The 26,297-nt window shown below is 65.6% G+C and carries 22 protein-coding genes; 14 read left to right on the top strand and 8 right to left on the bottom strand.

From position 1 onward, the window contains the following. Nucleotides 1-107: 107 nt before the first annotated feature. The 3 genes from glpK (at nucleotide 108) to ACZ1I5_RS04430 (ending at nucleotide 3,284) form a co-directional block, all read left to right on the top strand. Complete coding sequence (gene glpK, locus ACZ1I5_RS04440) at nucleotides 108-1,598, top strand: glycerol kinase GlpK (protein ID WP_465172535.1); 1,491 nt, start codon at nucleotides 108-110, stop codon at nucleotides 1,596-1,598. Next, nucleotides 1,598-2,401, top strand: coding sequence for a hypothetical protein (locus ACZ1I5_RS04435; protein WP_465172534.1), 804 nt, complete (start codon nucleotides 1,598-1,600; stop codon nucleotides 2,399-2,401). Before glpK ends, ACZ1I5_RS04435 begins: the two co-directional genes overlap by 1 nt. Nucleotides 2,402-2,561: 160 nt before the next feature. After that, on the top strand, nucleotides 2,562-3,284 hold the full coding sequence (locus ACZ1I5_RS04430; protein WP_465172533.1) for an SIMPL domain-containing protein: 723 nt from the start codon (nucleotides 2,562-2,564) through the stop codon (nucleotides 3,282-3,284). Nucleotides 3,285-3,703: 419 nt separating this feature from the next. Here the strand turns inward: ACZ1I5_RS04430 and ACZ1I5_RS04425 are convergent, their stop codons facing one another. Beyond that, nucleotides 3,704-4,525 carry a class I SAM-dependent methyltransferase gene (locus ACZ1I5_RS04425; protein ID WP_465172532.1) on the bottom strand — a complete coding sequence of 274 codons (822 nt, stop codon included), beginning with the start codon at nucleotides 4,523-4,525 and terminating at the stop codon, nucleotides 3,704-3,706. A 194-nt stretch (nucleotides 4,526-4,719) separates the two neighbouring features. Here ACZ1I5_RS04425 and ACZ1I5_RS04420 point away from each other — a divergent pair, with 194 nt between their 5' ends. Further along, nucleotides 4,720-5,175, top strand: a complete 456-nt coding sequence (locus ACZ1I5_RS04420; RefSeq protein WP_465172531.1) for a YcxB family protein — start codon at nucleotides 4,720-4,722, stop codon at nucleotides 5,173-5,175. A gap of 146 nt (nucleotides 5,176-5,321) precedes the next feature. On the opposite strand, the gene ACZ1I5_RS04415 is transcribed toward ACZ1I5_RS04420, so the two are convergent. Next, nucleotides 5,322-7,028, bottom strand: coding sequence for a class I adenylate-forming enzyme family protein (locus ACZ1I5_RS04415; protein ID WP_465173888.1), 1,707 nt, complete (start codon nucleotides 7,026-7,028; stop codon nucleotides 5,322-5,324). Nucleotides 7,029-7,227: 199 nt separating this feature from the next. Between ACZ1I5_RS04415 and ACZ1I5_RS04410 the strand changes: the two genes are divergently transcribed. From ACZ1I5_RS04410 to ACZ1I5_RS04390, 5 genes are all read left to right on the top strand, one after another. Continuing rightward, nucleotides 7,228-8,448, top strand: a complete 1,221-nt coding sequence (locus ACZ1I5_RS04410) for a serine hydrolase domain-containing protein (protein ID WP_465172530.1) — start codon at nucleotides 7,228-7,230, stop codon at nucleotides 8,446-8,448. Nucleotides 8,449-8,503: 55 nt separating this feature from the next. Continuing rightward, nucleotides 8,504-10,534, top strand: a complete 2,031-nt coding sequence (locus ACZ1I5_RS04405; RefSeq protein ID WP_465172529.1) for a 3-hydroxyacyl-CoA dehydrogenase NAD-binding domain-containing protein — start codon at nucleotides 8,504-8,506, stop codon at nucleotides 10,532-10,534. A gap of 22 nt (nucleotides 10,535-10,556) precedes the next feature. After that, the gene (locus ACZ1I5_RS04400) at nucleotides 10,557-11,747 is read left to right on the top strand and encodes an acyl-CoA dehydrogenase family protein (protein WP_465172528.1); all 1,191 of its coding nucleotides are present in this window, start codon (nucleotides 10,557-10,559) and stop codon (nucleotides 11,745-11,747) included. Nucleotides 11,748-11,875: 128 nt separating this feature from the next. Continuing rightward, the gene (locus ACZ1I5_RS04395; protein ID WP_465172527.1) at nucleotides 11,876-13,003 is read left to right on the top strand and encodes an acyl-CoA dehydrogenase family protein; all 1,128 of its coding nucleotides are present in this window, start codon (nucleotides 11,876-11,878) and stop codon (nucleotides 13,001-13,003) included. A gap of 103 nt (nucleotides 13,004-13,106) precedes the next feature. Further along, nucleotides 13,107-13,997, top strand: a complete 891-nt coding sequence (locus tag ACZ1I5_RS04390; RefSeq protein ID WP_465172526.1) for an acyl-CoA thioesterase — start codon at nucleotides 13,107-13,109, stop codon at nucleotides 13,995-13,997. A gap of 16 nt (nucleotides 13,998-14,013) precedes the next feature. On the opposite strand, the gene ACZ1I5_RS04385 is transcribed toward ACZ1I5_RS04390, so the two are convergent. The 6 genes from ACZ1I5_RS04385 to ACZ1I5_RS04360 all read right to left on the bottom strand — a co-directional run bounded on the left by ACZ1I5_RS04385 (nucleotide 14,014) and on the right by ACZ1I5_RS04360 (nucleotide 20,097). Then, the gene (locus ACZ1I5_RS04385) at nucleotides 14,014-14,319 is read right to left on the bottom strand and encodes a hypothetical protein (protein ID WP_465172525.1); all 306 of its coding nucleotides are present in this window, start codon (nucleotides 14,317-14,319) and stop codon (nucleotides 14,014-14,016) included. A 287-nt stretch (nucleotides 14,320-14,606) separates the two neighbouring features. After that, complete coding sequence (locus tag ACZ1I5_RS04380) at nucleotides 14,607-15,407, bottom strand: SDR family NAD(P)-dependent oxidoreductase (RefSeq protein WP_465172524.1); 801 nt, start codon at nucleotides 15,405-15,407, stop codon at nucleotides 14,607-14,609. Between the two features lie 254 nt (nucleotides 15,408-15,661). Next, nucleotides 15,662-16,426 (bottom strand): SDR family NAD(P)-dependent oxidoreductase, encoded by a 765-nt coding sequence (locus ACZ1I5_RS04375; protein ID WP_465172523.1) that lies wholly within the window; start codon nucleotides 16,424-16,426, stop codon nucleotides 15,662-15,664. A gap of 119 nt (nucleotides 16,427-16,545) precedes the next feature. Then, nucleotides 16,546-17,634 carry a phosphotransferase family protein gene (locus ACZ1I5_RS04370; protein ID WP_465172522.1) on the bottom strand — a complete coding sequence of 363 codons (1,089 nt, stop codon included), beginning with the start codon at nucleotides 17,632-17,634 and terminating at the stop codon, nucleotides 16,546-16,548. Then, nucleotides 17,634-18,719, bottom strand: a complete 1,086-nt coding sequence (locus tag ACZ1I5_RS04365) for a Zn-dependent alcohol dehydrogenase (protein WP_465172521.1) — start codon at nucleotides 18,717-18,719, stop codon at nucleotides 17,634-17,636. Before ACZ1I5_RS04365 ends, ACZ1I5_RS04370 begins: the two co-directional genes overlap by 1 nt. Nucleotides 18,720-18,813: 94 nt before the next feature. After that, a complete protein-coding gene (locus ACZ1I5_RS04360) occupies nucleotides 18,814-20,097 on the bottom strand; it encodes an acyl-CoA dehydrogenase family protein (RefSeq protein WP_465172520.1) in 1,284 nt (427 codons plus the stop codon). Between the two features lie 141 nt (nucleotides 20,098-20,238). Between ACZ1I5_RS04360 and ACZ1I5_RS04355 the strand changes: the two genes are divergently transcribed. The 5 genes from ACZ1I5_RS04355 (at nucleotide 20,239) to ACZ1I5_RS04335 (ending at nucleotide 26,207) form a co-directional block, all read left to right on the top strand. After that, the gene (locus ACZ1I5_RS04355) at nucleotides 20,239-21,483 is read left to right on the top strand and encodes a TetR/AcrR family transcriptional regulator (protein WP_465172519.1); all 1,245 of its coding nucleotides are present in this window, start codon (nucleotides 20,239-20,241) and stop codon (nucleotides 21,481-21,483) included. Between the two features lie 188 nt (nucleotides 21,484-21,671). Next, a complete protein-coding gene (locus ACZ1I5_RS04350; protein ID WP_465172518.1) occupies nucleotides 21,672-22,856 on the top strand; it encodes an acyl-CoA dehydrogenase in 1,185 nt (394 codons plus the stop codon). Between the two features lie 73 nt (nucleotides 22,857-22,929). After that, nucleotides 22,930-24,066, top strand: coding sequence for a CaiB/BaiF CoA transferase family protein (locus ACZ1I5_RS04345; RefSeq protein ID WP_465172517.1), 1,137 nt, complete (start codon nucleotides 22,930-22,932; stop codon nucleotides 24,064-24,066). Further along, the gene (locus tag ACZ1I5_RS04340) at nucleotides 24,063-25,202 is read left to right on the top strand and encodes a CaiB/BaiF CoA transferase family protein (RefSeq protein WP_465172516.1); all 1,140 of its coding nucleotides are present in this window, start codon (nucleotides 24,063-24,065) and stop codon (nucleotides 25,200-25,202) included. The genes ACZ1I5_RS04345 and ACZ1I5_RS04340 overlap by 4 nt, the downstream gene beginning before the upstream one ends. A gap of 243 nt (nucleotides 25,203-25,445) precedes the next feature. Further along, nucleotides 25,446-26,207, top strand: coding sequence for a class II aldolase/adducin family protein (locus tag ACZ1I5_RS04335; protein WP_465172515.1), 762 nt, complete (start codon nucleotides 25,446-25,448; stop codon nucleotides 26,205-26,207). Nucleotides 26,208-26,297 lie beyond the last annotated feature (90 nt).

Here is a 26,297-nt window from a genome sequence, read left to right as displayed (position 1 = left end):
TGCGCCTTGCCCGGTACCGTCCGCCACTTGCACGCCCCTTCACGTTACACCCGCGGGAGCAGCGTAGCCGCATTCCCCTCGCCTGTAATCCCCGCTAGCTTGCCGTCATGTCAGACCTGATCCTTGTCATCGACGAAGGCACCACCTCGACGCGGGCGATGCTGTTCGCTCCCGACGGCAAATGCCTTGGCAGCGAAGCCGCCGAACTGGTGCAACATTATCCGGAAAGCGGGCGCGTCGAGCATGATGCCGCCGAAATATGGGAAAAGACGCTCGCCGTCTGCCGCACCGTGATCGAGCGCGGCGGCGGTGCCGAACGAATCGCGGCGATCGGCATCACCAACCAGCGTGAGACGGTGGTGTTCTGGGACCGTGAGACCGGCGAACCGCTGGCGCCCGCGATCGTCTGGCAGGACCGGCGCACCGCCGCGATCTGCCGCGACCTGCGTGAGGCGGGGAACGAGCCGGTAGTGCAGGCCAAGACCGGGCTGCTGCTCGATCCCTATTTCTCCGGCTCGAAGATCGGCTGGGCAATGGCCAACTGGCCGCAGCTCAGGGAGGCCGGCAGCCGGCTTGCCGTGGGCACGATCGAGAGCTGGCTGATCTGGAAACTGACCGGCGGGCAGCACATCACTGACGCGACCAACGCCAGCCGCACCGCATTGATGGCCATCGGCAGCGGCCAGTGGGACGACGGGCTGATCGACCTGTTCGGCGCGCCGCGCGCCGCCCTGCCGGAGATCGTCGATTGCGCCGGGCAGTTCGGCGAGACGACCCTGTTCGGCGCGGCGATCCCGATCTGCGGCATCGCCGGCGACCAGCAGGCCGCGACGATCGGCCAGTCCTGCCTGAAGCCGGGCGAGACCAAGGCGACCTTCGGCACCGGCGCCTTCGTGCTGACTCAGGCGGGGCCGATCCCGCCGACCTCGCGCAACCGCCTGCTCTCGACGATCGTATGGCAGCTGGGCGGCCGGCGCGCTTATGCGCTGGAGGGATCGGTGTTCGTCGCGGGCAGCCTGATCAAATGGCTGCGCGATACGCTCAACCTGATCGGCAATGCGGCCGAGACGGAGAAGCTGGCGCGCAGCGTCGACTCGAGCGGTGGCGTCTATTTCGTGCCGGCCTTGTCCGGGCTCGGCGCGCCATGGTGGGAGCCCGATGCGCGCGGGACGATCTCCGGCCTCAGCTTTTCCAGCGAGCGGGCGCATATCGTGCGCGCGGCGCTCGAATCCATGGCGCATCAGGCGAACGACCTGAAGACGGCGTTCGCCGCCGACGGTGTCGATTGGCAATGCCTGCGCATCGACGGCGGCATGGTCGCCAATAACTGGATGGCGCAGGACCTGGCCGACATGCTCGGCGTCAGCGTCGAGCGGCCGAAATTCGCCGAGACGACCGCGCTTGGTGCCGCGATGCTGGCCGGCGTCGGCTGCGGGCTGTTCCGGGATCTCGAAGAGGCCAGCGTGATGCGCGGCGCGGTCGAGATGTTCGAGCCGGCCTTGCCGGACGCGGTGCGCGACGCCCGGCTGACAGGGTGGAAGAACGCAGTCGACGGCGTGGTGCGAGCGGCGCGGGAGACGGTAACGAAAGGGGCGTGATGAGCAGCGAGCAGCAACATATCGATCTTCTCACCATCATCGGGCTGGGCATGCTGCTGATGCCGTCGCTCACCATGTGGCATGAGATTGGCGGGCATGCTGCCTTTTGCGCGGCACAGGGCGGCCATGTGGCGACGATCGGTGCCTTTTATGTGGACTGCGCCGGACTGACCGGTGCCCCGAGGCTGCTGGTCGCCTGTGCAGGCGTGCTCGTCGATACGATCCTGGCCTGTATCGCTTATGCCCTGTGGAAGAGAGCGAGGGGCGATCGTACGCGCCTGATCCTGTGGCTGATCTGGGTTACCAAGGGATTCGTGGCAGCGGGCTATTTCTGCTTCTCGGGCGCAAGCGGGGTCGGCGATCTCGGCCCGACAGCCGATGGCGGGCTTGGCGCGTTGGCGATGCCCTGGCTGTGGCGCGCGGGCGAGCTCGCATTCGGGATCGCGGCCTATGTCCTGCTCGTACGGGCAGCGATCCGCACCCTCACCGGGATGCTCGGGGATTCGCAGGCGACCGCTGCCCCGCGCAGGGTCATCGCGCACGGCTATTACGCCACGATCGGGGTTGCCGCCGTGCTTGTCGGGCTGCTCAATCCGGTCGGCATTTTCATCACGATCATGTCGGCCGCGGCATCGTCCTTCGGCGGCAATGCCGGCATGATCTCGGTCGGCTACGCCGCGCCCCATGGAACGACGGTGCGGCCTTTCACCGTGGCGCGCAACTGGCCGATCATCATGGGCGGCGCCGTCCTGCTTGCGGGATTCGCGCTGATCCTCGGGCCGTCGCTTCGCTTTCCGGGATGAGCGTTTTCGGCGCCCCACCTTAACGGGGAAAGCACGGCTCGATCCAACATTGCTCGAGCCGACGATCGTCGCCGGGATCAGGGTACAACGCCTGACCGGTTGGAACAAAGCGGTACGTAGCGTCATTGCGGGCGAGCGATGCCAACGAAAGGAGATGGGGATGCGTGGATCGACGATCGGCTTGGTGGCCATGAGCGGCGCGCTCATACTTGGCGCCTGTTCCCCAGAGCCCCGCGATCCGCGCGGTGTCCGCCATGACGAGGTGCTGCTCCAGGTCACCGCCAGCGGCCAGGCCGAGACGGCGCCGAACGAGGCGCGCTTCTCCGCCGGCGTCTCGTCGATCGGCGCGACCGCCGATGCGGCGACCACCGCCAACAACAATATCATGAACAAGGTCGTGTCCGCGCTGGAGGGTTTCGGCGTCGCCAAGGCGGACATCCAGACGCAGCGCCTGACCGTCTCGCGAATCGAGTGGGGCGCGAACAAGAACAAGTTCGAGGCGAGCAACGTCGTGGCGGTGCGTATGCGGGCAGTGGACAAGGCGGGCGCGGCGATCTCGGCGGTGACTCAGGCGGGCGCGAACGTGCTGTCGGGTCCCGACCTGCGCGTCGCCGATCCGGAAGCCGCGAGCCGATCGGCCTATGCCAATGCTTACAAGGCCGCACGGGCACGGGCAGATACCTACGCCCAGGCCGCCAATCTCAAGGTCGCGCGAATCCTCACCATCCGCGACGGCGGCGCGTCGGCCGTACCGATGGGCTATGAATCAATGGCGATGATGGACCGGGTCGCGCCACAGGCCGTCGCGGCGCCGCCCGTCATGGCGGGCACCAATACCAGCCAGGTAAGCGTCAGCGTCGATTTCGCGCTCGCGCCGAAATAGCGGCGGCTCGATTCAACATCCTGGCGGTCGCGATATCGGGGCGTCGGGCAGCGCGCTGTTTCGAGCGCTGCCCTGCTCTTTCTCACGTTGAAAATCGTTGCAGATCACCGCTCTCTCGCGCGCGATAACAGCGGAAAAATGCGCTGTTATCGCATTGTTTTCCGCTGTTATGGCGCAACAGGGAAAACGAGTATCAAACCGCTGAATTCACACGCTGATTTTCGCCTGAAAATCCAACATAACAGCGGAAGAAAAAATTTGAGCGCCAAGGTCGCATGCGACCAGGTAGAATCGTCACCCCGGACTTGTTCCGGGATCCACTGTCCCGCAAACCAGGGCGCCGATGACTGTGCGGCGCAGTGTATCCCGGAACAAGTCCGGCATGACGGTTAAACCCGATCGTCGAAAATTGGCGCCGGCTATTTCGCCGGCTTGACGAACTTCAGCGTCATGCGGTCGCTCTCCCCGATCGCGGCATATTTCTCGCGGTCCTTGTCGCCCAGGCGATAGCTTGGCGGCAGAGTCCAGACGCCTTCGGCCCAGTCGTGGGTGTCCCTGGGGTTCGCATTGACCTCGCTCGATCCGGCGAACTGGAAGCCGGCGGCTTCGGCCAGCGCGCGAACGGTGGAGACCTTGATATAGCCGCTGGTCTTCTCCCGCGCGCTGTCGGCGTCTTCCGGCAGGCGGTGATCCTCGATGCCGAGCACGCCGCCCGGCTTGAGCATCGCATAGATCTCCTGGAAGGCGGCGGCGCTATAGTCCGTCTTGTCGGGGCGCAGATACCCCATCCGCCAGTTATGCACGTTGCGGAAGGTCAGCACCTTGTCGGCCGTGCCGGGCGCGACGCTCGTGCCGCCGAGCGCGCTCGGGAAATTGGCGCGGGCGACCTTGCCATAGGTCGCGGCATCCTTGTCGAGCTTGGCGTTGATGCCTTCCGAGGGGCGCCCCGGCGGCGATACCACGGTCAGCTTGCCGCCAGCGGAAAGATAGGGCGCCAGGATCTCGGTGTACCAGCCGCCGCCGGGCCAGATCTCGACCACGGAATCGGTCGGCTTCACGCCGAAAAAGGCAAGCGTCTCGGCCGGATGGCGGTGCGCGTCGCGCGCGACATTGGCGGGCGAGCGGGCCGCGCCGGCCACGGCGGCGGTCAGCGCCGGCTCCGACTGGAGCAGCGGCATCGAGACGGCGGCACCCGTCAGCGACAGGCAGGCGAGCGAAAGGGCGATGAACGGCAAACGCATGATGACTCTCCCTAAGCGAGATCATGGTCTCGCGACTGACATCTGGCGTGTCGGCGGGGAGCATAGCGTGCCGCCCGAGCATGGGGCAAATGTTAGAGCATTGCTGGATTGTTACGCCCGCCCTTTTCATCGTCCGGTTGAAACGCGGCGAGCGAGATGCTTGAAGCCGGCCAACCCGCCCGAGGAATTGCGCCGTGACGATCGACTATGCCTCCCGCCGCGGGGAAATCTGGACCTGGTACTGGCGCGCGTGGCGGCAGCGGCTGTGGAAATCGCACCTGCGGATATTTCTGATTGTCGCGGTGCTGGCCGATTTGATCCTGTTCGGCACCGCGTCGCCTCATCTGGCCGTTCCGATGGCGATCGGCGCGATCCCGGTCGTCCTGCTGATCCTCTACCCGCAATTGCGCTTCAAGCCGCAGCGCCGCACCGTCACCATCGGCACGTCCGGCATCACGACGGTGGTCGGGCGACAGAGCGGCAAAATCTCGTGGAAGAATATCCGGTCCGTCACCGAGGAGCGGGGCTATGTCGTCGTCCAGGGCAGCAGCGGGAACGCCTTCATCATCCCGCCCCGCGCCTTCGAAACGCCGGAGGGGCGAGCGCGGTTTGTGGAGGCGATCCGCGAGCGGATGACGACGGCGGGGTAGGCACAGTCCTCCCTCTCTCTCCCGTTCGCCCTGAGCTTGTCGAAGGGCTGTTCTTTCTTCGTCGCACAAGAAGAGCAGGGCTTCGACAAGCTCAGCCCGAACGGGGTTAGGTCTCCGATCTAGGTGACAGGATGGCTATCCCGCCTCTAGGCCGCCTGCCCCACCCGGTCCTCGAACAGTATTTTCAAATCCTTCTTCAGGATCTTGCCGTTCGCATTGCGCGGCAGCGTTTCGTGGACGAAGCGGATCGCCACCGGGGTCTTGAAGATCGCCAGCCGCTCGCGGACCCAGGCCTGCAGTTCGGCCTCGCTCGCTTCCATGCCCGGCGCGAGATGCACCACTGCCGCCGGCTCCTCGCCCAGCGTCCGATGCGGGATGCCGATCAGCGCGCAATCGGTGACGGCGGGATGCGCGTAGAGGACGTTCTCGACCTCCGACGAATAGATGTTCTCGCCGCCGCGGATGATCATGTCCTTGGCGCGGTCGACGATATAGACAAAGCCTTCCTCGTCGACGCGCGCGAGGTCGCCGGTGCGCACCCATCCGTCGATGAAGGTAGCCGCGGTCGCCTCGGGCTTGTTCCAATATCCCTTCACGATCATCGGTCCGCGCGCCCAGAGCTCGCCGACCTCGCCCACGGGCAGTTCGTTGACGCCCTCCTCGTCCATGATCCTCAGGTCGGCGACGGGCACGGGCGGGCCCGCGCTGGTCGGGCGGTTGAGATAATCCTCGCTCGAATGGCCGGTGACGGTCGCCATCGTCTCGGTCATGCCCCAGCCATTGCCGGGGAGTGCGCCGAACTCGGTGTGGATGCGCTTGACCAGCTCGGGCGCGGACGGCGCACCACCATAGGCGATCGCCTCCAGCGAGGAGAGGTCGTATTTGCTGCGGTCGGGATGTTCCAGGATCTGCCAGGCGATGGTCGGCACGCCACCGGTGATGTTGACCTTCTCGCGCTCGATGATCTCCATCGCGCGGACCGTGTCCCATTTGCGCATGAAGATGAGCGAGCTCCCCGCCGCGATGCATCCCATCATGCCCGCGCTGCAGGCCGTGACATGGAAGAGCGGGATGACGGTGAGCGTCACCCGCGGCGTCGGCGCCGGGATTTCCTCGCCGCGGCGGAGCAGCGAGCGCGCGGCGTTATAGCCACTCGACATGATGTTGGTGGTCATGTTGCGGTGCGTACCGAGCGCGCCCTTGGGATGGCCGGTGGTGCCGCTGGTGTAGAAGATCGTCGCCTCGTCGTCGGGCGCGATCTCCACCGTCGGCAGCGCCGCGTCCGGCAACATGGCATAGTCGCCCGGCATACCGATCAGGTCCTCGAGTCGGGCCGCGCGATCGTCGAGCGGAGTCGAGGCGCGCGAGACGATCATTCGCTCGAGCGCCGGCAACGCGGCGCCATGCGCCTTGACGCGCTGGTAGCGCTCGTCGTCGACGAACAGCAGCCGCGCGCCCGAATCGTCGATGCCATATTCCAGTTCGCCGGCCGTCCACCACGCATTGAGCGGCACGACGATCGCGCCGATGCTGACCACGGCGAAGAAGATCACCGGCCATTCGGGCAGATTGCGCATCGCCAGCGCGACCCGGTCGCCCTTGCCGATGCCCATGTCCCGCAGCTTGTTCGCCAGGGCCGCCACCGCACGGAAGTTCGCGTCATAGGTGACGCGCTCCTCCTCATAGATGGTGAAGACCCGATCGCCATGCGCGCGCGACGCCTGGGCCAGCCAGGCGAGCGAGGGCGGCGCGTGCTTCCAGGTGCGCGTCGGCACGCCGTGGATCGTCACCGTCTCCATCTCGAACCGCCCGCCCGGCCCGGTCAGCGCGGCCTCCACCTCGGGCAGGGTCATTTTCGGCCAGGCCGGATCGAGCGCGATGAGCGGTTCGGTATCCAAGACGCATTCTCTCCATGTGAGCAGAGCCGTCTGCGGGCTCAACTTGAATGTCGGGTTTGGCTTATCCGCCATTTTTTCCAAGGTTAGTGTTGATTCACGCGCCGCTCAAGGCAATAGGAAAGTTGATGTTTCGAATGAGGGGTATGGGCAACACATGAAGATCGCCAAGCCCGAGTCGCAGGGTTTCGATGCGTCTCGGCTCGCCCGGATCGATGCTTTCCTGCAGGAACGCTATGTCGATTCCGGCAAGCTTCCCAATGCCCAGCTGCTCGTCGGCCGTAACGGCGAGATCGTGCATTTCGCCCATCTCGGGGCCGCGCGCGAAGGCGGCGAGGTGATCGACGAATCGTCGCTGTTCCGCATCGCCTCAATGACCAAGCCGGTCACCTCGATCGCCTTCATGATGCTGGTCGAGGAGGGCAAGGTCGCGGTGGACACGCCGGTCCATCACGTCCTCCCCGAGTTCAAGAACCTCGGCGTCTATAATGGCGGCGGTGCCGGCGTACCGTTCCAGACCAAGGCGACCGCCGAGCCGATGCGCATGGTCGATCTGCTGCGCCATACCTCGGGCCTGACCTACAGCTTCCAGAATCGGTCGAACGTCGATGCCGCCTACCGCGAAGGCAAGATCGAGAACTGGCACGGCAATCTCGATCTCGACCAGTTCGTCGCCGCGCTCGGGCAGATCCCGCTCGAATTCTCGCCGGGCGAGGCATGGAATTATTCGGTGTCGACCGATGTGCTCGGCGCGGTCGTCCAGCGCGTCTCGGGTATGCCGCTCGCCGAGTTCTTCCGGACCCGCATCTTCGCCCCGCTGAAGATGGACGATACCTTCTTCGAGGTGCCGGCGGACAAGATCGACCGGCTTACCGATTGCTACACCTTCGTGCCCGGCAAGGGACGCGTGATGTACGACCGCGGCGCCGAGAGCGCGTGGAGTCGCCCGCCCAGGCTCGTCTCGGGCGGCGGCGGGCTGGTGTCGACCTCGCTCGACTATCATCGTTTCTGCCGCATGTGCCTGAACGGCGGCGAGCTGGACGGCGCGCGGATCGTCGGGCGCAAGACGCTCGACCTGATGACGCGGAATCACCTGCCCGGCGGATCCGACCTGTCGCGCATGTCGAGATCGCTGTTCAGCGAGGCGGCCAATGCCGGCACCGGCTTCGGGCTGGGCTTCGCGGTCAATATCGACGTCGCCCGATCGATGATCCCCGGTTCGGCCGGCGAATATTATTGGGGCGGGATGTTCTCGACCGCCTTCTTCATCGACCCGGTCGAGCGGCTGACCATGGTGTTCATGACTCAGATGAGCCCGTCCAATGTCTATCCCATTCGCCGCGAGCTGAAGACGCTGATCTATTCGGCGCTGACCTGATCCCCCGCCGTCCCGCGGGACGGTGATACGATATCCAAGATTGCAGGAGACACCCATGACTTCCCCGATCCGTACCGAACGCCATGACGATGTGCTGGTCATCATTTCGGACAATCCGCCGGTGAACGCGCTCGGCGCGGCGGTCCGCCAGGGGCTCGAGGCCGGCGTCAAGGAAGGCCTGGCCGATGCCAGCATCAAGGCGATGGTGATCCGCTGCGACGGCCGGACCTTCTTTGCCGGTGCCGACATCACCGAATTCGGCAAGCCGATGCAGGAGCCGGGCCTGCCGACTTTGGTCGACATGATCGAAGCATCCGACAAGCCAGTGGTCGCGGCGATTCACGGCACCGCGCTCGGCGGCGGCTGCGAGGTGACCCTGGCGTGCCATTACCGCATCGCCGTGCCCTCGGCGAAGATCGGCACGCCCGAGGTGAAGCTCGGCCTGCTGCCGGGTGCCGGCGGCACGCAGCGTATCCCGCGCATCGCCGGGGTGCCGCTGGCGCTGGAGATGACCGCCAAGGGCGATCCGATCTCGGCCAAGCGGGCGCTCGACGCCGGGTTGATCGACAAGCTGGCCGGCGAGGACAGCCTCGAGGCCGACGCGATCGCCTTTGCGCGCGAGGTCGCCGATACGACTCCCCTGCCCCGCGCCAGCCAGAAGACGGCCAAGGCCGATCCGGACGCCGTCGCTGCGTTCAAGAAGGAGAATGCCAAGCGCTTCCGCGGCTTCGACGCGCCGGCCGCGAACATCGCCTGTGTCGAAAAGGCGTCGGACGGGTCGAGCTATGAAGAGGGCGTCGCCTTTGAGCGCCAGGAATTCATGAAGCTGATCATGGGCGTCCAGTCCGCCGCGCAGCGCCACATCTTCTTCGCCGAGCGCCAGGCGGCCAAGATCGACGGCGTGCCCGCCGACATCGCGCTCCGACCGATCAAGCGCGTCGGCGTGATCGGCGCCGGCACCATGGGTGGCGGCATCTCGATGAACTTCCTCTCGGCCGGCATTCCGGTGACGATCGTCGAGATGGCGCAGGAAGCGCTCGACCGCGGCACCGGCACGATCCGCAAGAATTACGAAGCGAGCGCCGCCAAGGGCCGGATGAAGCCGGAACAGGTCGAGGCGGCGATGGGCGCACTCAACCCGACGCTCGATTTCGGCGCGCTCGGCGAGTGCGACCTGATCATCGAAGCCGTTTACGAGAATATGGACGTGAAGAAGGAGATTTTCGGCCGGCTCGACACCATCGCCAAGCCGGGCGCGATCCTCGCCTCCAACACCTCCTACCTCAACATCGACGAGATCGCCGCGAGCACGTCACGGCCCGAGGACGTGCTGGGCATGCATTTCTTCTCGCCCGCGAACGTGATGAAGCTGCTCGAAGTGGTGCGTGGCGCGAAGACCGCGCCGGACGTGCTGGCGACCGTGATGGCGCTGGCCAAGACGATCAAGAAAGTCTCGGTCGTCGCGGGCGTCTGCTACGGCTTTATCGGCAACCGCATGCTGATGCCCCGCCAGGTCGAGGCCAACAAGCTGCTGATGGAGGGCGCGACGCCCGAGCAGATCGACCGCGTCCATGTCGCATTCGGCATGCCGATGGGGCCGTTCCAGATGAGCGACCTCGCCGGCGTCGATATCGGCTGGCACCGCGATCCGACCCGGATCGAGAATATCCGCGACGCGCTCGCCGCTGAGGGCCGCTGGGGCCAGAAGACCGGCAAAGGATTCTATGATTATGACGAGAAGCGGAACCCGACGCCATCGCCCCGGGTCGCCGAGATCATCGAGGATTTCCGCTCCAAATCGAACCTCGCCAAGCGCGAGATCAGCGACGAGGAGATCATCGAGAAGACGCTCTACACCATGGTCAACGAAGGCGCGCTAATCCTCGAAGAGAAGATGGCGCAGCGTGCGTCCGACATCGATGTGGTGTGGATCTATGGCTATGGCTGGCCGGTCTATCGCGGCGGCCCGATGTTCTGGGCCGATACCGAGGGCCTGAAGAAGATCGTCGCCGGGCTGGAGAAGCACGGTTTCGCGGTTGCGCCGCTGCTCAGGGAAAAAGCCGAGAGCGGCGGGCGGTTCAACTGAAGCGCGCCACGGGAGAGAGACGATGAGCGATACCGACCTGGAGAGCTTCCGCGCCGAGACGCGCGCCTGGCTGGAAGAGAATTGCCCGCCCGAGATGCGTGAACCCATGCGCTCCGAGAAGGACGCCGTGTGGGGCGGGCGCGACCAGAGCATGCTGACCCCGGCGCAAAAGGCCTGGATGGACCGGATGGGCGCGCGCGGCTGGACCGTGCCCGACTGGCCCAAGGCCTATGGCGGCGGCGGGCTGAGCGCGGCGGAGAGCAAGATCCTGCGTGAGGAGATGGGGCGGATCCGGGCGCGCAATCCGCTCAACAGCTTCGGCATCTCGATGCTTGGCCCGGCGCTGCTGAAATACGGCACCGAGGAACAGAAGCTCGATTACCTGCCCAAGATCGCACGCGGCGAAATCCGCTGGTGCCAGGGCTATTCGGAACCCAATGCCGGCTCCGACCTGGCGGCGCTCGCCACCTCCGCGGAAGACAAGGGCGACCATTATCTCGTCAACGGCCAGAAGGTGTGGACCTCTTACGCCGACAAGGCCGACTGGATCTTCTGCCTCGTCCGCACCGACAAGACGACCAAGCAGGGCGGCATCAGCTTCGTGCTATTCGACATGGCGAGCGAAGGCGTGTCCACCAAACCGATCCTTCTGATCTCCGGCTATTCGCCCTTTTGCGAGACCTTTTTCGACAATGTGAAGGTGCCCAAGGCGCAGCGCGTGCATGACGAGAACAAGGGCTGGGACGTCGCCAAATATCTGCTTGGGCATGAGCGCGAGATGATCTCGGGCATGGGGCTCGGCTCGGTCGGCGGCAATCCGCTGATCGACGGCGCGATCGCGACGGTCGGGCTCGATCATGACGGGCGGCTCGCCGATCCGCTGCTGCGGGCGAGCATCGCGCTCTTCGAGGTGCGGTCCAAGGCATTCGGCAGCATGTCCGAGCGCTTCATCGACGAGCTGAAGGCAGGGCGAGCGCATCCGGCACAGCCGAGCATGATGAAATATTACGGCACCGAGCTGAACAAGAGCCGGCACGAACTGATGATGGCGGCGGGCGGATCGGACGCGCTCGAATGGGAGAGCGAGCGATCGTCGGGCGGCGCGGGTGCGCGGGCATGGCTGCGGACCAAGGCGAATTCGATCGAGGGCGGCACCAGCGAGGTGCAGCTCAACATTATCGCCAAGCGGATCCTGGATTTGCCGAGCAGCTGACAAAGAGCCCTCTCCCCTCTGGGGAGAGGGTTGGGAGAGGGGCAGTCCAGACATTTCACCAATCGGGCCGGACGCGAGAGACTGCCCCTCTCCCCGGCCCTCTCCCCAGAGGGGAGAGGGAGTTTTGAATGCCTCTCTATCTCAACGACGAACAGACGATGCTCCGGGACACCACCCGCGATTTCGTGGCGGAGCATGCCCCGGTCTCGCATATGCGCAAGCTGCGCGACGACAAGAACACGGCGGGCTTCTCGCGCGACTTGTGGAAGAGCTTTGCCGAGATGGGCTTCACCGGCATCCTGATCGGCGAGGATGATGGCGGGCTCGGGCTCGGCCATGTCGATGCCGGGATCGTGCTGGAGGAGATCGGCCGCAACCTCTCCCCCTCCCCGTTCCTCTCCACCGCCATTGCGGCAGTCGAGGCGTTGAAGGGCAGCGCGCAAGCGGGGCGCTGGTTTCCCGGCATCCTCGCCGGCGAGACCGTCGCCGCGCTGGCGATCGACGAAAGCGCCAAGCATCGCGACAGCGTCGCGCTGAAGGCGGAGCGGTCGGGCAATGGCTTCCGGCTGTCGGGCAAAAAACAGTTCGTCACGCACGGCCATATCGCCGATCTGATCATCGTCGCCGCGCGCACGGCCGGTTCGGCGGACGATGCGAACGGCATCACCCTGTTCGCGGTCGAGAAGGGCGCGGCGGGGCTGACCGCCGAAGCGGAGCGGCTGGCCGACTCCAGCATCGCCGCGCGACTCGAATTCGACGGCGTCGAGCTGACCGCCGACGCCGTGATCGGCGAGGTCGATGCCGGTCGCGATCCGCTCGCGCGGCTGCTCGCGGCGGGGCGTACCGGCGCCTCGGCCGAGTTGCTCGGCGTCGGCGGCGGGGCGATGGACATGACCGTCTCCTATCTCAAGGAGCGCAAGCAGTTCGGCGTGACCATCGGCAGCTTCCAGGCGCTGCAGCACCGGGCGGCGCATCTCTACTCGGAGATGGAGGTGGCCCGCGCCGCCGTGCTCAAGGCGCAGCAGCTGCTCGACGCCGGCGACGAAAAGGCGGATGCAGCGGTGTCAGTCGCAAAGGCGATGACCGCCCTTGCCACCACCCTCAGCGTGCAGGAAGGCGTGCAGATGCATGGAGGCATCGGCATGACCGACGAATATGACATCGGCTTCTACATGAAGCGTGCCCGCGTGCTCGCCGAGATGTTCGGCGATGCAAACTTCCACGCCGACAAGCTCGCGCGCGCGGCGGGCTATTGACGCTTTCCGTTCGTGCTGAGCTTGTCGAAGCACTGTTCTTTCTTTCGCCCGGGAAAAGGGCAGCCCTTCGACAAGCTCAGGGCGAACGGTTTAGGTGAGACCCATGGACCTCAACACCCCGCCCGACATGCCGCCCGACGCCCTCGCGCAAGGCCTGGTAGACCTGCTCGAAATCGAGGAGATCGATACCGATCTCTATCGTGGCAAGCGCCAGCCGGGCGGCGTGGGGCGCGTGTTCGGCGGGCAGGTGATCGCGCAGGCGCTGCAGGCGGCGCAGCGATCGACTGATGCGCCCAAGATGGCGCACTCGCTGCACGCCTATTTCATGCGGCCGGGAAATGAGGATTTCCCGATCATCTTCCGTGTGGTGCGCGATTTCGAAGGGCGCAGCTTCGCGACGCGGCGCGTGATCGCGATGCAGCAGGGCCAGCCGATCCTCAACATGGCGGCAAGCTTTCAGGTGCCGGAGGAAGGGCTGCACCATCAGGACCAGATGCCCGACGTGCCCGGGCCCGACGAGCTGAAATCGGATGTCGAGCTCCGCCGCGACATGATCGACGAGATTCCGGAGAAGTTCCGGCGCCACATGCTGCGGTCGCGGCCGATCGAAATCCGGCCGGTGCATCCGCGCAGCTGGTTCAAGCCGGTCAAGCAGGAGCCGAAACAGGATAGCTGGTTCCGGCTGGTCGCGCCGATCGGCGACGATGCGGCGATGCACCGCGCGATCCTCGCCTATGCATCGGACATGTCGCTGCTCGGCACGTCGATGCTGGCGCACGGGATCAACTGGATGACGCACAATGTGCAGACCGCCAGCCTCGACCATGCGCTGTGGCTGCATGAGGAATTCCGCGCCGACGACTGGCTGCTCTATTCCTGCGACAGCCCCTGGGCCGGCCATGCCCGCGGCTTCAACCGCGGCCGCATCTACAGCCGCGACGGGCGGCTGGTGGCGAGCGTGGCGCAGGAAGGGCTGATGCGGCTGCGCGAATAGCCCCCTGTTCGGTGGCTCAGTTCAGGCCACCCTCGATCAGCGAGAAACCCGGCGGAAGCCGGCGGCGACCGCTGACCGCTTCCTGTTCCTCGGCCAGCCGCGCGGCGATCCGCGCCCCATGTTCGGTGAGGAAAGGCATTTCGTGAAAGACGAGCACGCCGACCTGCCAGTTGCCGACCTCGATCAGGCCGCGCTGCTCGAGGCTCCGCTCGGCCTGCGCGTCCACACCGAAGGACCAGCCGCCATGCAGCGCGCGCAACGCATCCCTTTCCGGGGCACTGAGCGGGCCGTGATCGGGATCATTGGCGTGCACTGTCATCATGGCTGGCAAATCTCTTCACTTGGCGATGAACGGGACATGAAACCGGGTGGCGCAAACTGTCGGCACGCCCCACCGCAACCGTACCGGCTGTGGGATTCGCCCACTAAACACCAGTCGCGGAGTCGATATTAGGGCATCTACCAATGGAGACGCTTGGTGGTTCCCGACATCAGGCCAAGAAATATGCGGGCCGCGAATCAGTACCAACCACCGCCTCTATACATTTTTTGCTGCACTGCGCAAAGATGGCCGGTTTCAACGCGACGGCACCAACGCTGCGAATGAGGCTAGACTGCGGTCTTGCCATATTCCTGGCGAATCACCGGGTGGCTGGACGAGAGTCCCCCATCGACCGCCAGTGCCTGACCGTTGACATAGCTGGCATCGTCCGAGGCGAGAAAGGCGGCGACCCTGGCCAGTTCCTCGGGCTGGGCGCCGCGGCGCAGCGGGTTGAGGCGGCCGACCCGGTCCATCTTCCCGGCCTCGCGCGCATAATCGAAGGTGGGCTTGGTCATGCCGGTCTCGGTCAGGCCGGGGCAGATCGCGTTGACCCGCACGTTCGATCCCGAAAGCTGCTGGGCGGAAACCATCGCCAGGTTGATCACGCCTGCCTTGGACGCCGAATAGGCCGGGCTGCCGGCGCCCGAGCGAATGCCGGCGACGCTCGCGGTCAGCACGATCGCCCCGCCGCCGCGCTCGGCGATCTTCGGCGCGGCGTGCTTGATCGCCAGATAGGGCCCGATCAGGTTGACGCGCAGCACCTCGGTGATCAGCGCGACATCCGTGTCGAAGATATTGGCCATGCCGCCCGAAATGCCGGCATTGGCGAACATCACGTCGAGCCCGTCATAATATTCGCAGGCGACCGCGACGGCACGGATCACGTCTTCCTCATTGCCCGCATCGATCCGGATGGCGTGGCCGGTACCGCCGGCCTTGTCGATCATGTCGGCGGTCTCGTCGACCGCGTCCGTGATATCGGCGGCGAGCACTCGCCCGCCTTCGCTGGCGAAAAGCAGCGCCGCAGCGCGCCCGATGCCCGAGCCGGCGCCGGTGACGATGATCGATTTGCCGGTGAACCTTGCCATGTCTCTTCCTCCGTCATGCCGAACTTGTCGCGGCATCCGCCGGGCGGCTGGCCCGGCCTTTGATATTCAACCCTGGGGCCGCCCGCACTGAACTCACAAAACCTCGCTCTTCCCCGGCGAAGGCCGGGGCCCAGTTGGGGGACGATGCTGACTGATGCCGCGCTTCGTTACATCAACCTTCCCACCTGGGCCCCGGCCTTCGCCGGGGAAGCAGAACCTTACACGGCATCAACCCGACCAGGCCCGGGGCGACGCTAGATCGTCACGCCGCCATCGATCACGATCGTCTGACCGGTCATGAACGCGCTCGCAGTCGAGGCGAGGAACACCACGCCGCCGGCAATCTCCTCGGGATTGCCGATGCGGCGCAGCGGTGTCGTCGCATTGCGTCGCTCGGCCAGCTTCTCGTCCTCCCACAGCGCGCGGGCGAAATCGGTCTTGATCAGCCCCGGGGCGATGCAGTTCACGCGCACATTGTCCGGCCCATATTCGACCGCGAGGTTGCGGGCGAGCTGCATGTCGGCCGCCTTGGAGATGCAATAGGCGCCGATCACCGGCGATCCGCGCAAGCCGCCGATCGAGGAAATGATGATGATCGAGCCCGACCGTCGCGCGCGCATCTCCGGCGCGACCATCGAGATCAGCCAGTGGTTGGACACGATATTATTGTCGAGGATCTTGCGGAACTGGTCGTCCGCGATGCCTTCCTGCGGACCGTAATAGGGGTTGGACGCGGCGTTGCAGACCAGCACGTCGATCTGGCCGAAGGCAGCGCGTGTTTCGTCGACCAGGTTCTGCAGCCCGGCCTTGTCCGAGATGTTCGCCGCCACCGCGATCGCGGTGCCCTCGCCGTACCGCGCGTTGATCTCGGCGGCGACCTCGTCACAGGCATCCTGCTTGCGGCTGGAGATGACGATCTTCGCGCCATGCTCGGCCAGCTCGACCGCGCTGGCCTTGCCGATGCCCTTGGACGAGCCGGTGATGATGGCGACCTTTCCGGTCAGATCGAACTGGCTCATTGACATCCTCACATCCGTTCGCCCTGAGCTTGTCGAAGGGCTGTTCTTTCTTTCCCTGCGCCGCAAGAAGTACAGTGCTTCGACAAGCTCAGCACGAACAGGTTTGCGCGTCCTATTGGTCAGGCCCCCGCCTTCTGGGCAAACCCCCAGGCCGCGGCCGCCAGTCCCGGCACACGCTCGGCGGTCTTTGCCGCCTGGGCGCTCGAGGCAGTGCCGTCGACGATGCGTTTCTTGATGCCTTGGACAATCCCGGTCAGGCGGAACAGATTATACGCGAAATACCAGTCGAGCTGGGGCACGCCGTCGCGCTTCGTCGCGGTGCAATAGCGCGCGACCATGTCCTCGATCGTCGGGATGCCCGTCTCCGGCCCGGCCAGCCCCATCACGCCCGAGCGGCCTTCGGGCTGCGTGACCCAGTTCATCAGGAAATAGGAAAAGTCGGCGAGCGGGTCGCCCAGGGTCGACAATTCCCAGTCGAGCACCGCGATCACCCGCGCCTCGCCCCCCGCGAAGATCATGTTGTCGATGCGATAGTCGCCATGCACGATCGAGGTGCGCGTCTGCTCCGGCAAGGTGCGCGGCAGCCAGTCGATCAGCGCCTCGACCTCGGGCATATGCTCGGTCTCGGACGCACGATATTGCTTGGTCCAGCGCGCGACCTGGCGTTCGAAATAATTGCCGGGCTTGCCATATTCGCCGAGGCCGGCCGCGACATAATCGGTGTTGTGGAGCGCGGCGAGCGTATCGACCATCGCGTTGTAGATGTCGCGCCGTCCCTCGGGCGCCATGCCGGGCAGCGAGCCGTCCCACAGGTTACGGCCTTCGACCAGCTCCATGATGTAGAACATCGAGCCGATCACCTCGGGATCGTCACACAGGCCGAAGGGCGCCGGCACCGGGAAGCCGGTCGGGTGCAGTCCGGCGATCAGCCGATATTCCCGGTCGACCGCGTGCGCCGAGGGCAGCAGCTTGCCGAAAGGCTGGCGGCGCAGGACATAGCTCCTGCCCGGCGTGTCGACGCGGTAGGTCGGGTTGGACTGGCCGCCCTTGAACTTCGACAACGTCACCGGGCCGACAAAGCCCGGCGTATGTTCGGCCATCCAGCGCTCGACCGCACGCGGATCGATCATATCATCTGCCGGCACCGGGATCGTGCCGACCATGGTGACGTCGGCGTTCTGGGAAGCGTTCTGAGGGGCCTCGACCATCAGCTGAACTCGATCACCGAGCGCACCGTGTCGCCGGTGCGCAGATTGGCGAAGGCGTGGTTGATGTCCTCTAGCCTGATCCGCTCGGCGACCATGGTGTCGAGATCGAGCTTGCCGTCGAGATAGAGCTGGACGAGCCGCGGCATGTCGATCGGGAAGCGAGTCGAGCCGAGCAGCGAGCCCTGGAGCTTCTTGCCGGTGAGGAAGGTCGGGCCGGCGATGCTGACATTGTTGCCAGGCGCGATCATGCCGAGGATCGTCGCCGTGCCGCCGCGGCGCAGGATCGTCCAGGCGAGCTCCGCGGTGTTGGAGCGCCCGACTGCCTCGATCGCATAATGCACGCCGCCGCCGGTCATGCCGATCACCTTCTTGGCGAGATCGGGGTCCATCGCGTCGAGCGCGTGAGTCGCGCCCAGCTTCTCGGCAAGGGCGCGCTTGTCCGGCACCGGATCGATCGCGATGATCTGGCCGGCGCCGGCGATCTTCGCCGCATTGACCGCGGCGAGGCCGATGCCGCCACAGCCGATCACCGCTACCGTCTCGCCGGGGCGAAGCCGGCTGTCGTTGAAGATCGATCCCGCCCCGGTGATCACCGCGCAGCCGAGCAGCGCCGCACGATCGAGCGGCATGTCCTTCGAGATCGCGACGCACGCATTTTCGTGCACCAGCATCATCTCGGCAAAGGCGGAGAGATTGAGGAACGGCGCGAGCGGGGTGCCGTCCTTCAGGCTGAGGCGCGGCGGCGCATCCTTGGCGCGGCGCGTCGAGGGATCGACGCACAAGGACGGGCGGCCGGTGACGCACATCTCGCAGCTGCCGCAGAACACGGTGAAGAAGGTGATGACATGATCGCCGACCTTCAGATGCGCGACGTCGCTGCCGACCGCCTCGATGATGCCGGCCGCCTCATGCCCCGGCACGGTCGGCACGGGATGCGGAAAGGCGCCGTCGACGAAATGCAGGTCCGACCGGCAGACACCGACCGCCACCGTGCGGATCAGCACTTCGCGCGGGCCCGGATTGGAGACCGAGATATCCTCGATCTGCAGCTCGGTCTTCGGCTCGAAAAGGACGGCAGCTTTCATTCTCTTCCTTCGTTGCCCCGGCGCAGGCCGGGGCCGCTATGTGCTTCGGGCGAGCTTCGTAAGGAAGCGGCCCCGGCCTCCGCCGGGGCGACGCCTAGCGCGAAACGCCGAGTTCGCCGCTCGACGGCCGGTCCGCCTTGAACTCGGCATATTTCCCGAACTCGTTGCGCGCGATGGCGCGGTTGTGCACTTCGTCCGGCCCGTCGGCGAAGCGCAGGGTGCGCATCGCGGCCCAGGCATGGGCGAGCTCGAAATCCTGGCTGACGCCGCCGCCGCCATGCGCCTGGATCGCATCGTCGAGGATCTGCAGCGCCATGGTGGGCGCCGCGACCTTGATCATCGCGATCTCGAGCTGGGCGGACTTGTTGCCCGCCTTGTCCATCATATCGGCTGCCTTGAGGCACAGCAGGCGCGTCATCTCGATATCGATGCGCGCCTTGGCGATGCGCTGCTCCCAGATCGAATGGTCGGCGATGCGCTTGCCGAAGGCGACGCGGCTGAGCAGGCGCTTGGCCATCGCCTCGATCGCGACCTCGGCGACGCCGATCGTGCGCATGCAATGATGGATGCGGCCCGGCCCGAGACGGCCCTGCGCGATCTCGAATCCACGGCCTTCGCCGAGCAGCAGATTATCCACCGGAACCCGCACATCCCTGAGCTCGACTTCGCCATGCCCATGTGGTGCGTGATCATACCCGTAAACCGAAAGCATGCGCTTGATCGTCACGCCGGGTGCGTCGAGCGGGACCAGGACCTGGCTCTGCTGGCTGTGGCGCGAGCTCTCCGGGTTGGTCTTGCCCATGACGATCGCGACCTTGCAGCGCGGATCGCCCACGCCCGAGGACCACCATTTCGTGCCGTTGATCACATAGTCGTCGCCATCGCGGACCATCGAGGTCTGGATGTTGGTCGCATCGGACGAGGCGACCGCCGGCTCGGTCATCAGGAAGGCGGAACGAATCTCGCCGTTCATCAAGGGCCTGAGCCACCGCTCCTTCTGTTCGCGCGTGCCGTAGCGATGGAACACTTCCATATTGCCGGTGTCGGGCGCGGAGCAGTTGAAGCATTCCGACGCCCAGCCGACCTTGCCCATCTCCTCGGCGCAGAGCGCATATTCGAGGTTGGTGAGCTGCGTGCCCTCGAATGCGAAACTGTCGTCGACATGGCTCTGGCCGGAATGCGGCGGCATGAAGAAATTCCACAGGCCGGCCTCGCGCGCCTTGACCTTCATCTCCTCGATGACGGGAATGACCTTCCAACGCTCGCCCTCCTGCTCCTGCCGGTGATACTCATCCTGCCGGGGCCGGATATTCTGGTCGATGAAGGTCTTTACGCGGTCCCGAAAATAGGTCTCGCGCTCGCTCAGCGTGAAATCCATGGTGCATCCTCCATCGCTCTTTCCATGGCCGTTAGACCGTACCGCGTTTTCGGTAAAGCGCCTTTGCGGCCGAAATCGCAGTCGAACCGGCCCGCAGAAAAAACACTGTCTCTTCGAAAAGAAGATGTTACAGTTTCACTCATGCAGGCTGCCGAAGACGTCCAGGGGGAGGAGGAGGCAGGCACGAAGCGGTTCCGCGCCAAGCGGGATGCGATTCTCGCCGCCGCCGCCGAAGCGATCAACGAACAGAGCGCGAAGGGCATGACCTTCGCCGACGTGGCGCGGCGCGTGGGGCTCAACACCACCAGCGTCACTTATTATTTCAAGCGCAAGGAAGATCTCGCCGCTGCCTGTTTCGAGCATACGCTCGACCGGCTTCAGGCGATGCTCGACGAATCGCAGCAAAAGCCGACGCCGCAGGCGCGAGTCGCGCATTACCTGGCGCTCAACATGGAGCGCTTCGCCAGGATCGAGCGCGGCGAGGAGCAGGCCTTTGCCGTGCTCTCCGATCTGCGCGCGATGGAGGAGCCGGTGCGCGGCCGCCTGCTGGCGGGCTGGCAGCGGGTGTTCCGCACGACTCGCAGCCTGTGGGGGCCTGCCGCCAACCGCGCCGAGACAGACCTGCACGGCGCGCGCGCGCATGTCCTGCTGGAGAACACCTTCTGGCTGCCGCTCTGGCTCGTCCGGTACGAGCTCGACCAGTTCGGCCGGATCGAGGAACGGCTGATGGATGTGTTCGAGCACGGCATCGCGGGCCCGAACCAGAATTGGGCGCCCGCGCTGATCAACCTCGAGCATGAAGAACCCGAGCCGGGGCGCGAGGCCTTCCTGCTCGCGGCGACCCGGCTGATCAACGAGCTCGGCTATCGCGGCGCCTCGGTGCAGAAGATCGCATCCGAGCTGAACGTGACCAAGGGCAGCTTCTACCATCATCTCGATGCCAAGGATGACCTGGTCATCGCCTGTTACAAGCGCAGCTTCGACACGATCGCCGATGCCCAGCAGCTCGCCGACGAGCGCGGCGGGAGCCATTGGCAGCGGTTGACGGGCACGATCGCGACCCTGCTCGACGTGCAATTCTCCGAGCGCGGGCCGCTCCTGCGCACCACGGCATTGTCGGGCCTGCCGCGCACCGTGCGACGCGCGATGGTCGAGCGCTCCAACCGGATCGCGCGGCGCTATGCCGGCACGATGATGGACGGCATCGCGGAAGGATCGATTCGCCCGGTCGATGCGCTGGTCGCGTCGCAGGCGCTGATGGCGCTGCAGAATGCGGCCTTCGACATGCGTAAATGGGCAAGCACCATGCCGCGCGAGAGGGCCGTCGCCTTCTACGCCTCGACCCTGGCCTTCGGGCTGTTCGACGATCGCGTGCTCGATTTGTGACATCCTCTACCCGTTCGTGCTGAGTAGGGACTGAGCGAAGTCGAAGGCCCGTATCGAAGCAGGGTTGGAGCGGGGTAACGCTTGTCCTTCGATACGCCGCTTCGACAGGCTCAGCGGCTACTCAGGACGAACGGGAGTGGTTGCAAACCCATTTCCCTGCTGGCAGCGGGGCCGCAAGGAGACATTACATGGCCGGCATGGGCGCATTCGACTGGGCGGACCCTTTTTTCCTCGACGATCAGCTCGAAGATGACGAGCGGATGATCCGCGATTCGGCGCGGGCTTATGCCCAGGACAAGCTCGCCCCGCGCATCATCGACGCCTTTGCCAACGAGACCACCGACGAATCGATCTTCCGCGAGATGGGCGAGCTCGGTCTGCTCGGGCCGACCGTGCCGGAGGAATATGGCGGCGTCGGTGCATCCTATGTGGCGTACGGCCTGGTCGCGCGCGAAGTGGAGCGAGTCGATTCGGGCTACCGGTCGATGATGAGCGTCCAGTCGAGCCTCGTGATGTATCCGATCTACGCGTACGGATCCGAGGAGCAGAAGCGCAAGTACCTGCCCAAACTGGCGAGCGGCGAATGGATCGGCTGTTTCGGCCTGACCGAGCCCGATGCCGGCTCCGACCCCGGGGGCATGAAAACGCGAGCGGTGAAGACCGCCCACGGCTATCGGATCTCGGGCTCCAAGACCTGGATCTCCAACGCGCCGATCGCCGACGTCTTCATCATCTGGGCCAAGTCCGACGAGCATGGCGGCGGCATTCGCGGCTTCGTGCTGGAAAAGGGCATGAAGGGCCTCAGCACGCCGAAGATCGAGGGCAAGCTGAGCTTGCGCGCCTCGATCACCGGCATGGTGATGATGGACGATGTCGAGGTCGGCGAGGAGGCGCTGCTGCCCGACGTGCAGGGCCTGAAGGGGCCGTTCGGCTGCCTCAACCGCGCGCGCTACGGGATCAGCTGGGGATCGATGGGTGCCGCCGAGTTCTGCTTCCATGCGGCGCGGCAATATGGGCTCGACCGGGCCCAGTTCGGCAAGCCGCTCGCGGCGAACCAACTCTACCAGAAGAAGCTGGCCGACATGGAGACCGAGATCGCGCTGGGGCTGCAGGCCAGCCTTCGGGTCGGGCGGCTGATCGACGCCGGCCGGTTCGCGCCCGAGATGATCTCGATCGTGAAGCGCAATAATGTCGGCAAGGCACTCGATATCGCGCGGGCGAGCCGCGACATGCATGGCGGCAACGGCATCTCGGGCGAATATCAGGTCATGCGCCATCTGATGAACCTGGAGACGGTCAACACCTATGAGGGCGCGCATGACGTCCATGCGCTGATCCTCGGCCGCGCGATCACGGGGATCGCGGCGTTTTGAGGGGCGTCCTCCTTTGTGCTCCCGCGAAGGCGGGAGCCCAGGGTGGGCTCCCGCCTTCGCGGGAGCACAAGGAGTGAACACCCCTCCCCTCACAGGCCTCAAGGTCATCGAACTCGCCCGCATCCTCGCCGGCCCTTGGGCGGGGCAAACCCTGGCCGATCTCGGCGCCGAGGTGATCAAGGTCGAAAGCCCCGAGGGCGACGATACCCGCACCTGGGGACCGCCCTTTATCGACAACCCCGACGGCAGCCGCGACGCCGGCTATTTCCATGCGACCAATCGCGGCAAGAAATCGGTCGTCCTCGATTTCCGCACGGCGGAAGGCCAGGCCGAGGTGCGGCGCATGGTCGCCGATGCCGATGTGCTGATCGAGAATTTCAAGGTCGGCGGACTCGCCAAATACGGCCTCGATTATGCGAGCCTCAGCGCGATCAACCCGCGGCTGGTCTATTGCTCGATCACCGGCTTCGGCCAGGACGGGCCCTATGCGAGCCGTGCGGGCTACGACTTCATCATCCAGGGCATGAGCGGCATCATGGACCTGACCGGCGAACCGGACGGCGCGCCGCAAAAGGTCGGGGTGGCGTTCGCCGACATCATGACCGGGCTCTATTCGGTGATCGCGATTCAGGCCGCGCTCGCCCAGCGCGAAAAGACCGGGCGCGGGCAGCAGATCGACATGGCGCTGTTCGACACCATGGTCGGCGTGCTCGCCAACCAGGCGATGAACTATTTCGTCAGCGGCGTGACGCCGCCGCGGCTCGGCAATGCGCATCTCAACGTCTCGCCCTATGCGGTTTTCCCGACCAGCGACGGATGGTTCATCCTCGCGGTGGGCAATGACGGACAGTTCGTCCGCTTCTGCGACGCGCTCGGGCTGGATGCGCTCCGGGCCGATCCGCGCTTCGCGACCAATGCCGGGCGGCTCGAATGTCGCGAGCCGCTGTTCGCGGCGATCCGGGAGGCGACGTCGCGGCACGAACGCAACGCCTTGCTGGCGACGCTCGAAGCCGTGGGGGTGCCCGCGGGCCCGATCAACTCGGTGGCCCAGGCCTTTGCCGATCCGCAGATCGTCCATCGCGGCATGGCGCTGACGCTCGACCGGGACGGCATGGCCATCCCGGGGCTGCGCACGCCGATCCGCTTTTCGGATGCATCGCTCGCGCTCGAGCGCGCCGCGCCGATGCTGGGACAGGACGACCCCTTATGAGCGGACCTCTGGCTGGCTTGCGCATCCTCGAAATGGCGGGGATTGGCCCCGGCCCGTTCTGCGCGATGATGCTCGCCGATCACGGTGCCGAAGTGATCCGGATCGAGCGGCCGGGCGACGGCGGTGGTTTCTCGGTGGCGGCGAAGGATCCGTTGCTGCGCTCCCGCCGCGTGATTCAACTCGACATGAAGAAGCCCGAGGCGGTGCTTGCCGTACGGCGGCTTGCACAGGGCTGTGACGGCCTGATCGAGGGCTTCCGGCCCGGCGTGATGGAGCGGCTGGGTCTTGGCCCCGAGGTACTGCTCGCCGACAATCCGGGGCTCGTCTATGGCCGTATGACCGGATGGGGGCAGACCGGGCCGATGGCGGCCGATGTCGGGCATGACATCAATTACATCGCGATCTCGGGCGCGCTCCATGCCTTTGGCGAGGTGGGCGGCAAGCCGGTCGCGCCGATCAACCTGGTCGGCGACTTTGGCGGCGGCGGCATGATGCTCGCCTTCGGCATGCTTGCCGCGATCCTGCAGGCGCAGGCGACCGGGCGCGGCCAGGTGGTCGATTGCGCGATGACCGACGGCTCCGCGCTGCTGATGAGCATGATGTGGGGGTTCCGCGCCATGGGCCGCTGGGGCGACGCGCGCGGCACCAACCTGCTCGATGGCGGCGCGCATTTCTACGACAGCTATGAGACCGCTGACGGCAAATGGGTGGCGATCGGGGCGATCGAGCCGCAATTCTACAAGGCCTTGCGCGCGGTGATGAGCCTCGACGGCGCGGAATGGGACGCGCAGTTCGCGCCCGCCATGTGGCCGACGCTGACGGCCGACCTGGCGCGACGGTTCCGGGAACGGTCGCAGGCCGAGTGGGTCGAGGCCTTTGCCGGGCACGAGGCATGTTTCGCGCCGGTGCTCGGCTTCGACGACGCGGCGGCGCACCCGCATAATCGCGCGCGGGGCACTTTCGTGGAAGCCGGCGGCGTGCTCCAGCCGGCCCCTGCCCCACGCTATTCAGTCAGCGACACCGTGCCCCCGGTGATGGCCGGTCCGGCCGAGTCCGACACGATACTGGCCGACTACGGCTTTTCCGAAGATGAGATCGCCGCGCTGCACGAGGCGGGGGCAATGGGCGCCGCATAGATTGCCATGGCGCATTGTATCATGCGCGAAACGATCCCCCCTGACTTCACGGATCTCGATGAGAGCAAACTTCATCAAACTATTGATATTCAATATAATATTCTGAAATTATGATCGACAGATATGGGACATGCTGGTGTCCCATATCTTCCCGAGGATCGATCCCGGCGGACCGAAAGATTTGCCTGTCTCGCGCCGTCATGCGATATGGGTTGCAAAGAAGAACCCATAGGAGAAAGCGCCATGGCCACCGCCGTCCTTCGCAATTCGCAGATGAGCGAAGCCGAATGGGAGGCGCGCCAGCAGCTCGCCGCCTGCTACCGCGTGTTCGCGATGCTCGGCTGGTCCGAGATGATCTACAACCACATCACCTTGAAGATCCCGGGCGAGGAAGGCGCGTTCCTGATCAACCCGTTCGGGCTGCATTTCAGCGAGGTCACGGCCTCGACCCTGGTCAAGATCGACATCGACGGCAACAAGCTCGACGACAATCCCTATCCGGTGAACCGGGCGGGCTTCGTCCAGCACGCGCTGTTCCACCGGCACCTGCCCGACGCGGATTGCATCATGCACACCCACACCACCGCGGGCATGGCGGTCAGCTCGGTCGAAGGCGGGCTGCGCGCGACGAACTTCTACGCATGCAACTTCATCGGCCAGATCGCCTATCATGACTTCGAGGGCGTGACGGTGCGCGACGAGGAGGGCGAGCGGCTGCTCGAGCATCTCGGCGACAAGCGCGTGATGCTGCTGAAGAACCACGGCATCCTGGTGATGGGCCGGACCCTGCCCGAGGCCTTTATCAAGCACTGGTCGCTGCAGCGCGCCTGCGAGATCCAGGTCGCGACCGCCGGCATGGGCACGCCGATCGAAGTGCCGCCCGAAGTGGTCGCGGTGCACCAGCGCGACCTGCACCAGGTCTCGATCCCCGGCGGGCCGGGCAAGGCCGATTTCGAGGCAATGGTGCGCCTGGTCGACAAGATCGACACGAGCTGGCGGAACTGATCCTTCTATTCCTCCCCCGGGAACCGGGGGAGGGGGACCGCCCGCTTCTTCAGCGGGCGGTAGAGGGGCTTGGAGCGCGGCGACGTGGCC

The organism is Sphingomonas sp. BL-S-30 (assembly GCF_055521475.1).
This window is presented reverse-complemented; position numbering and strand designations above follow the sequence as displayed.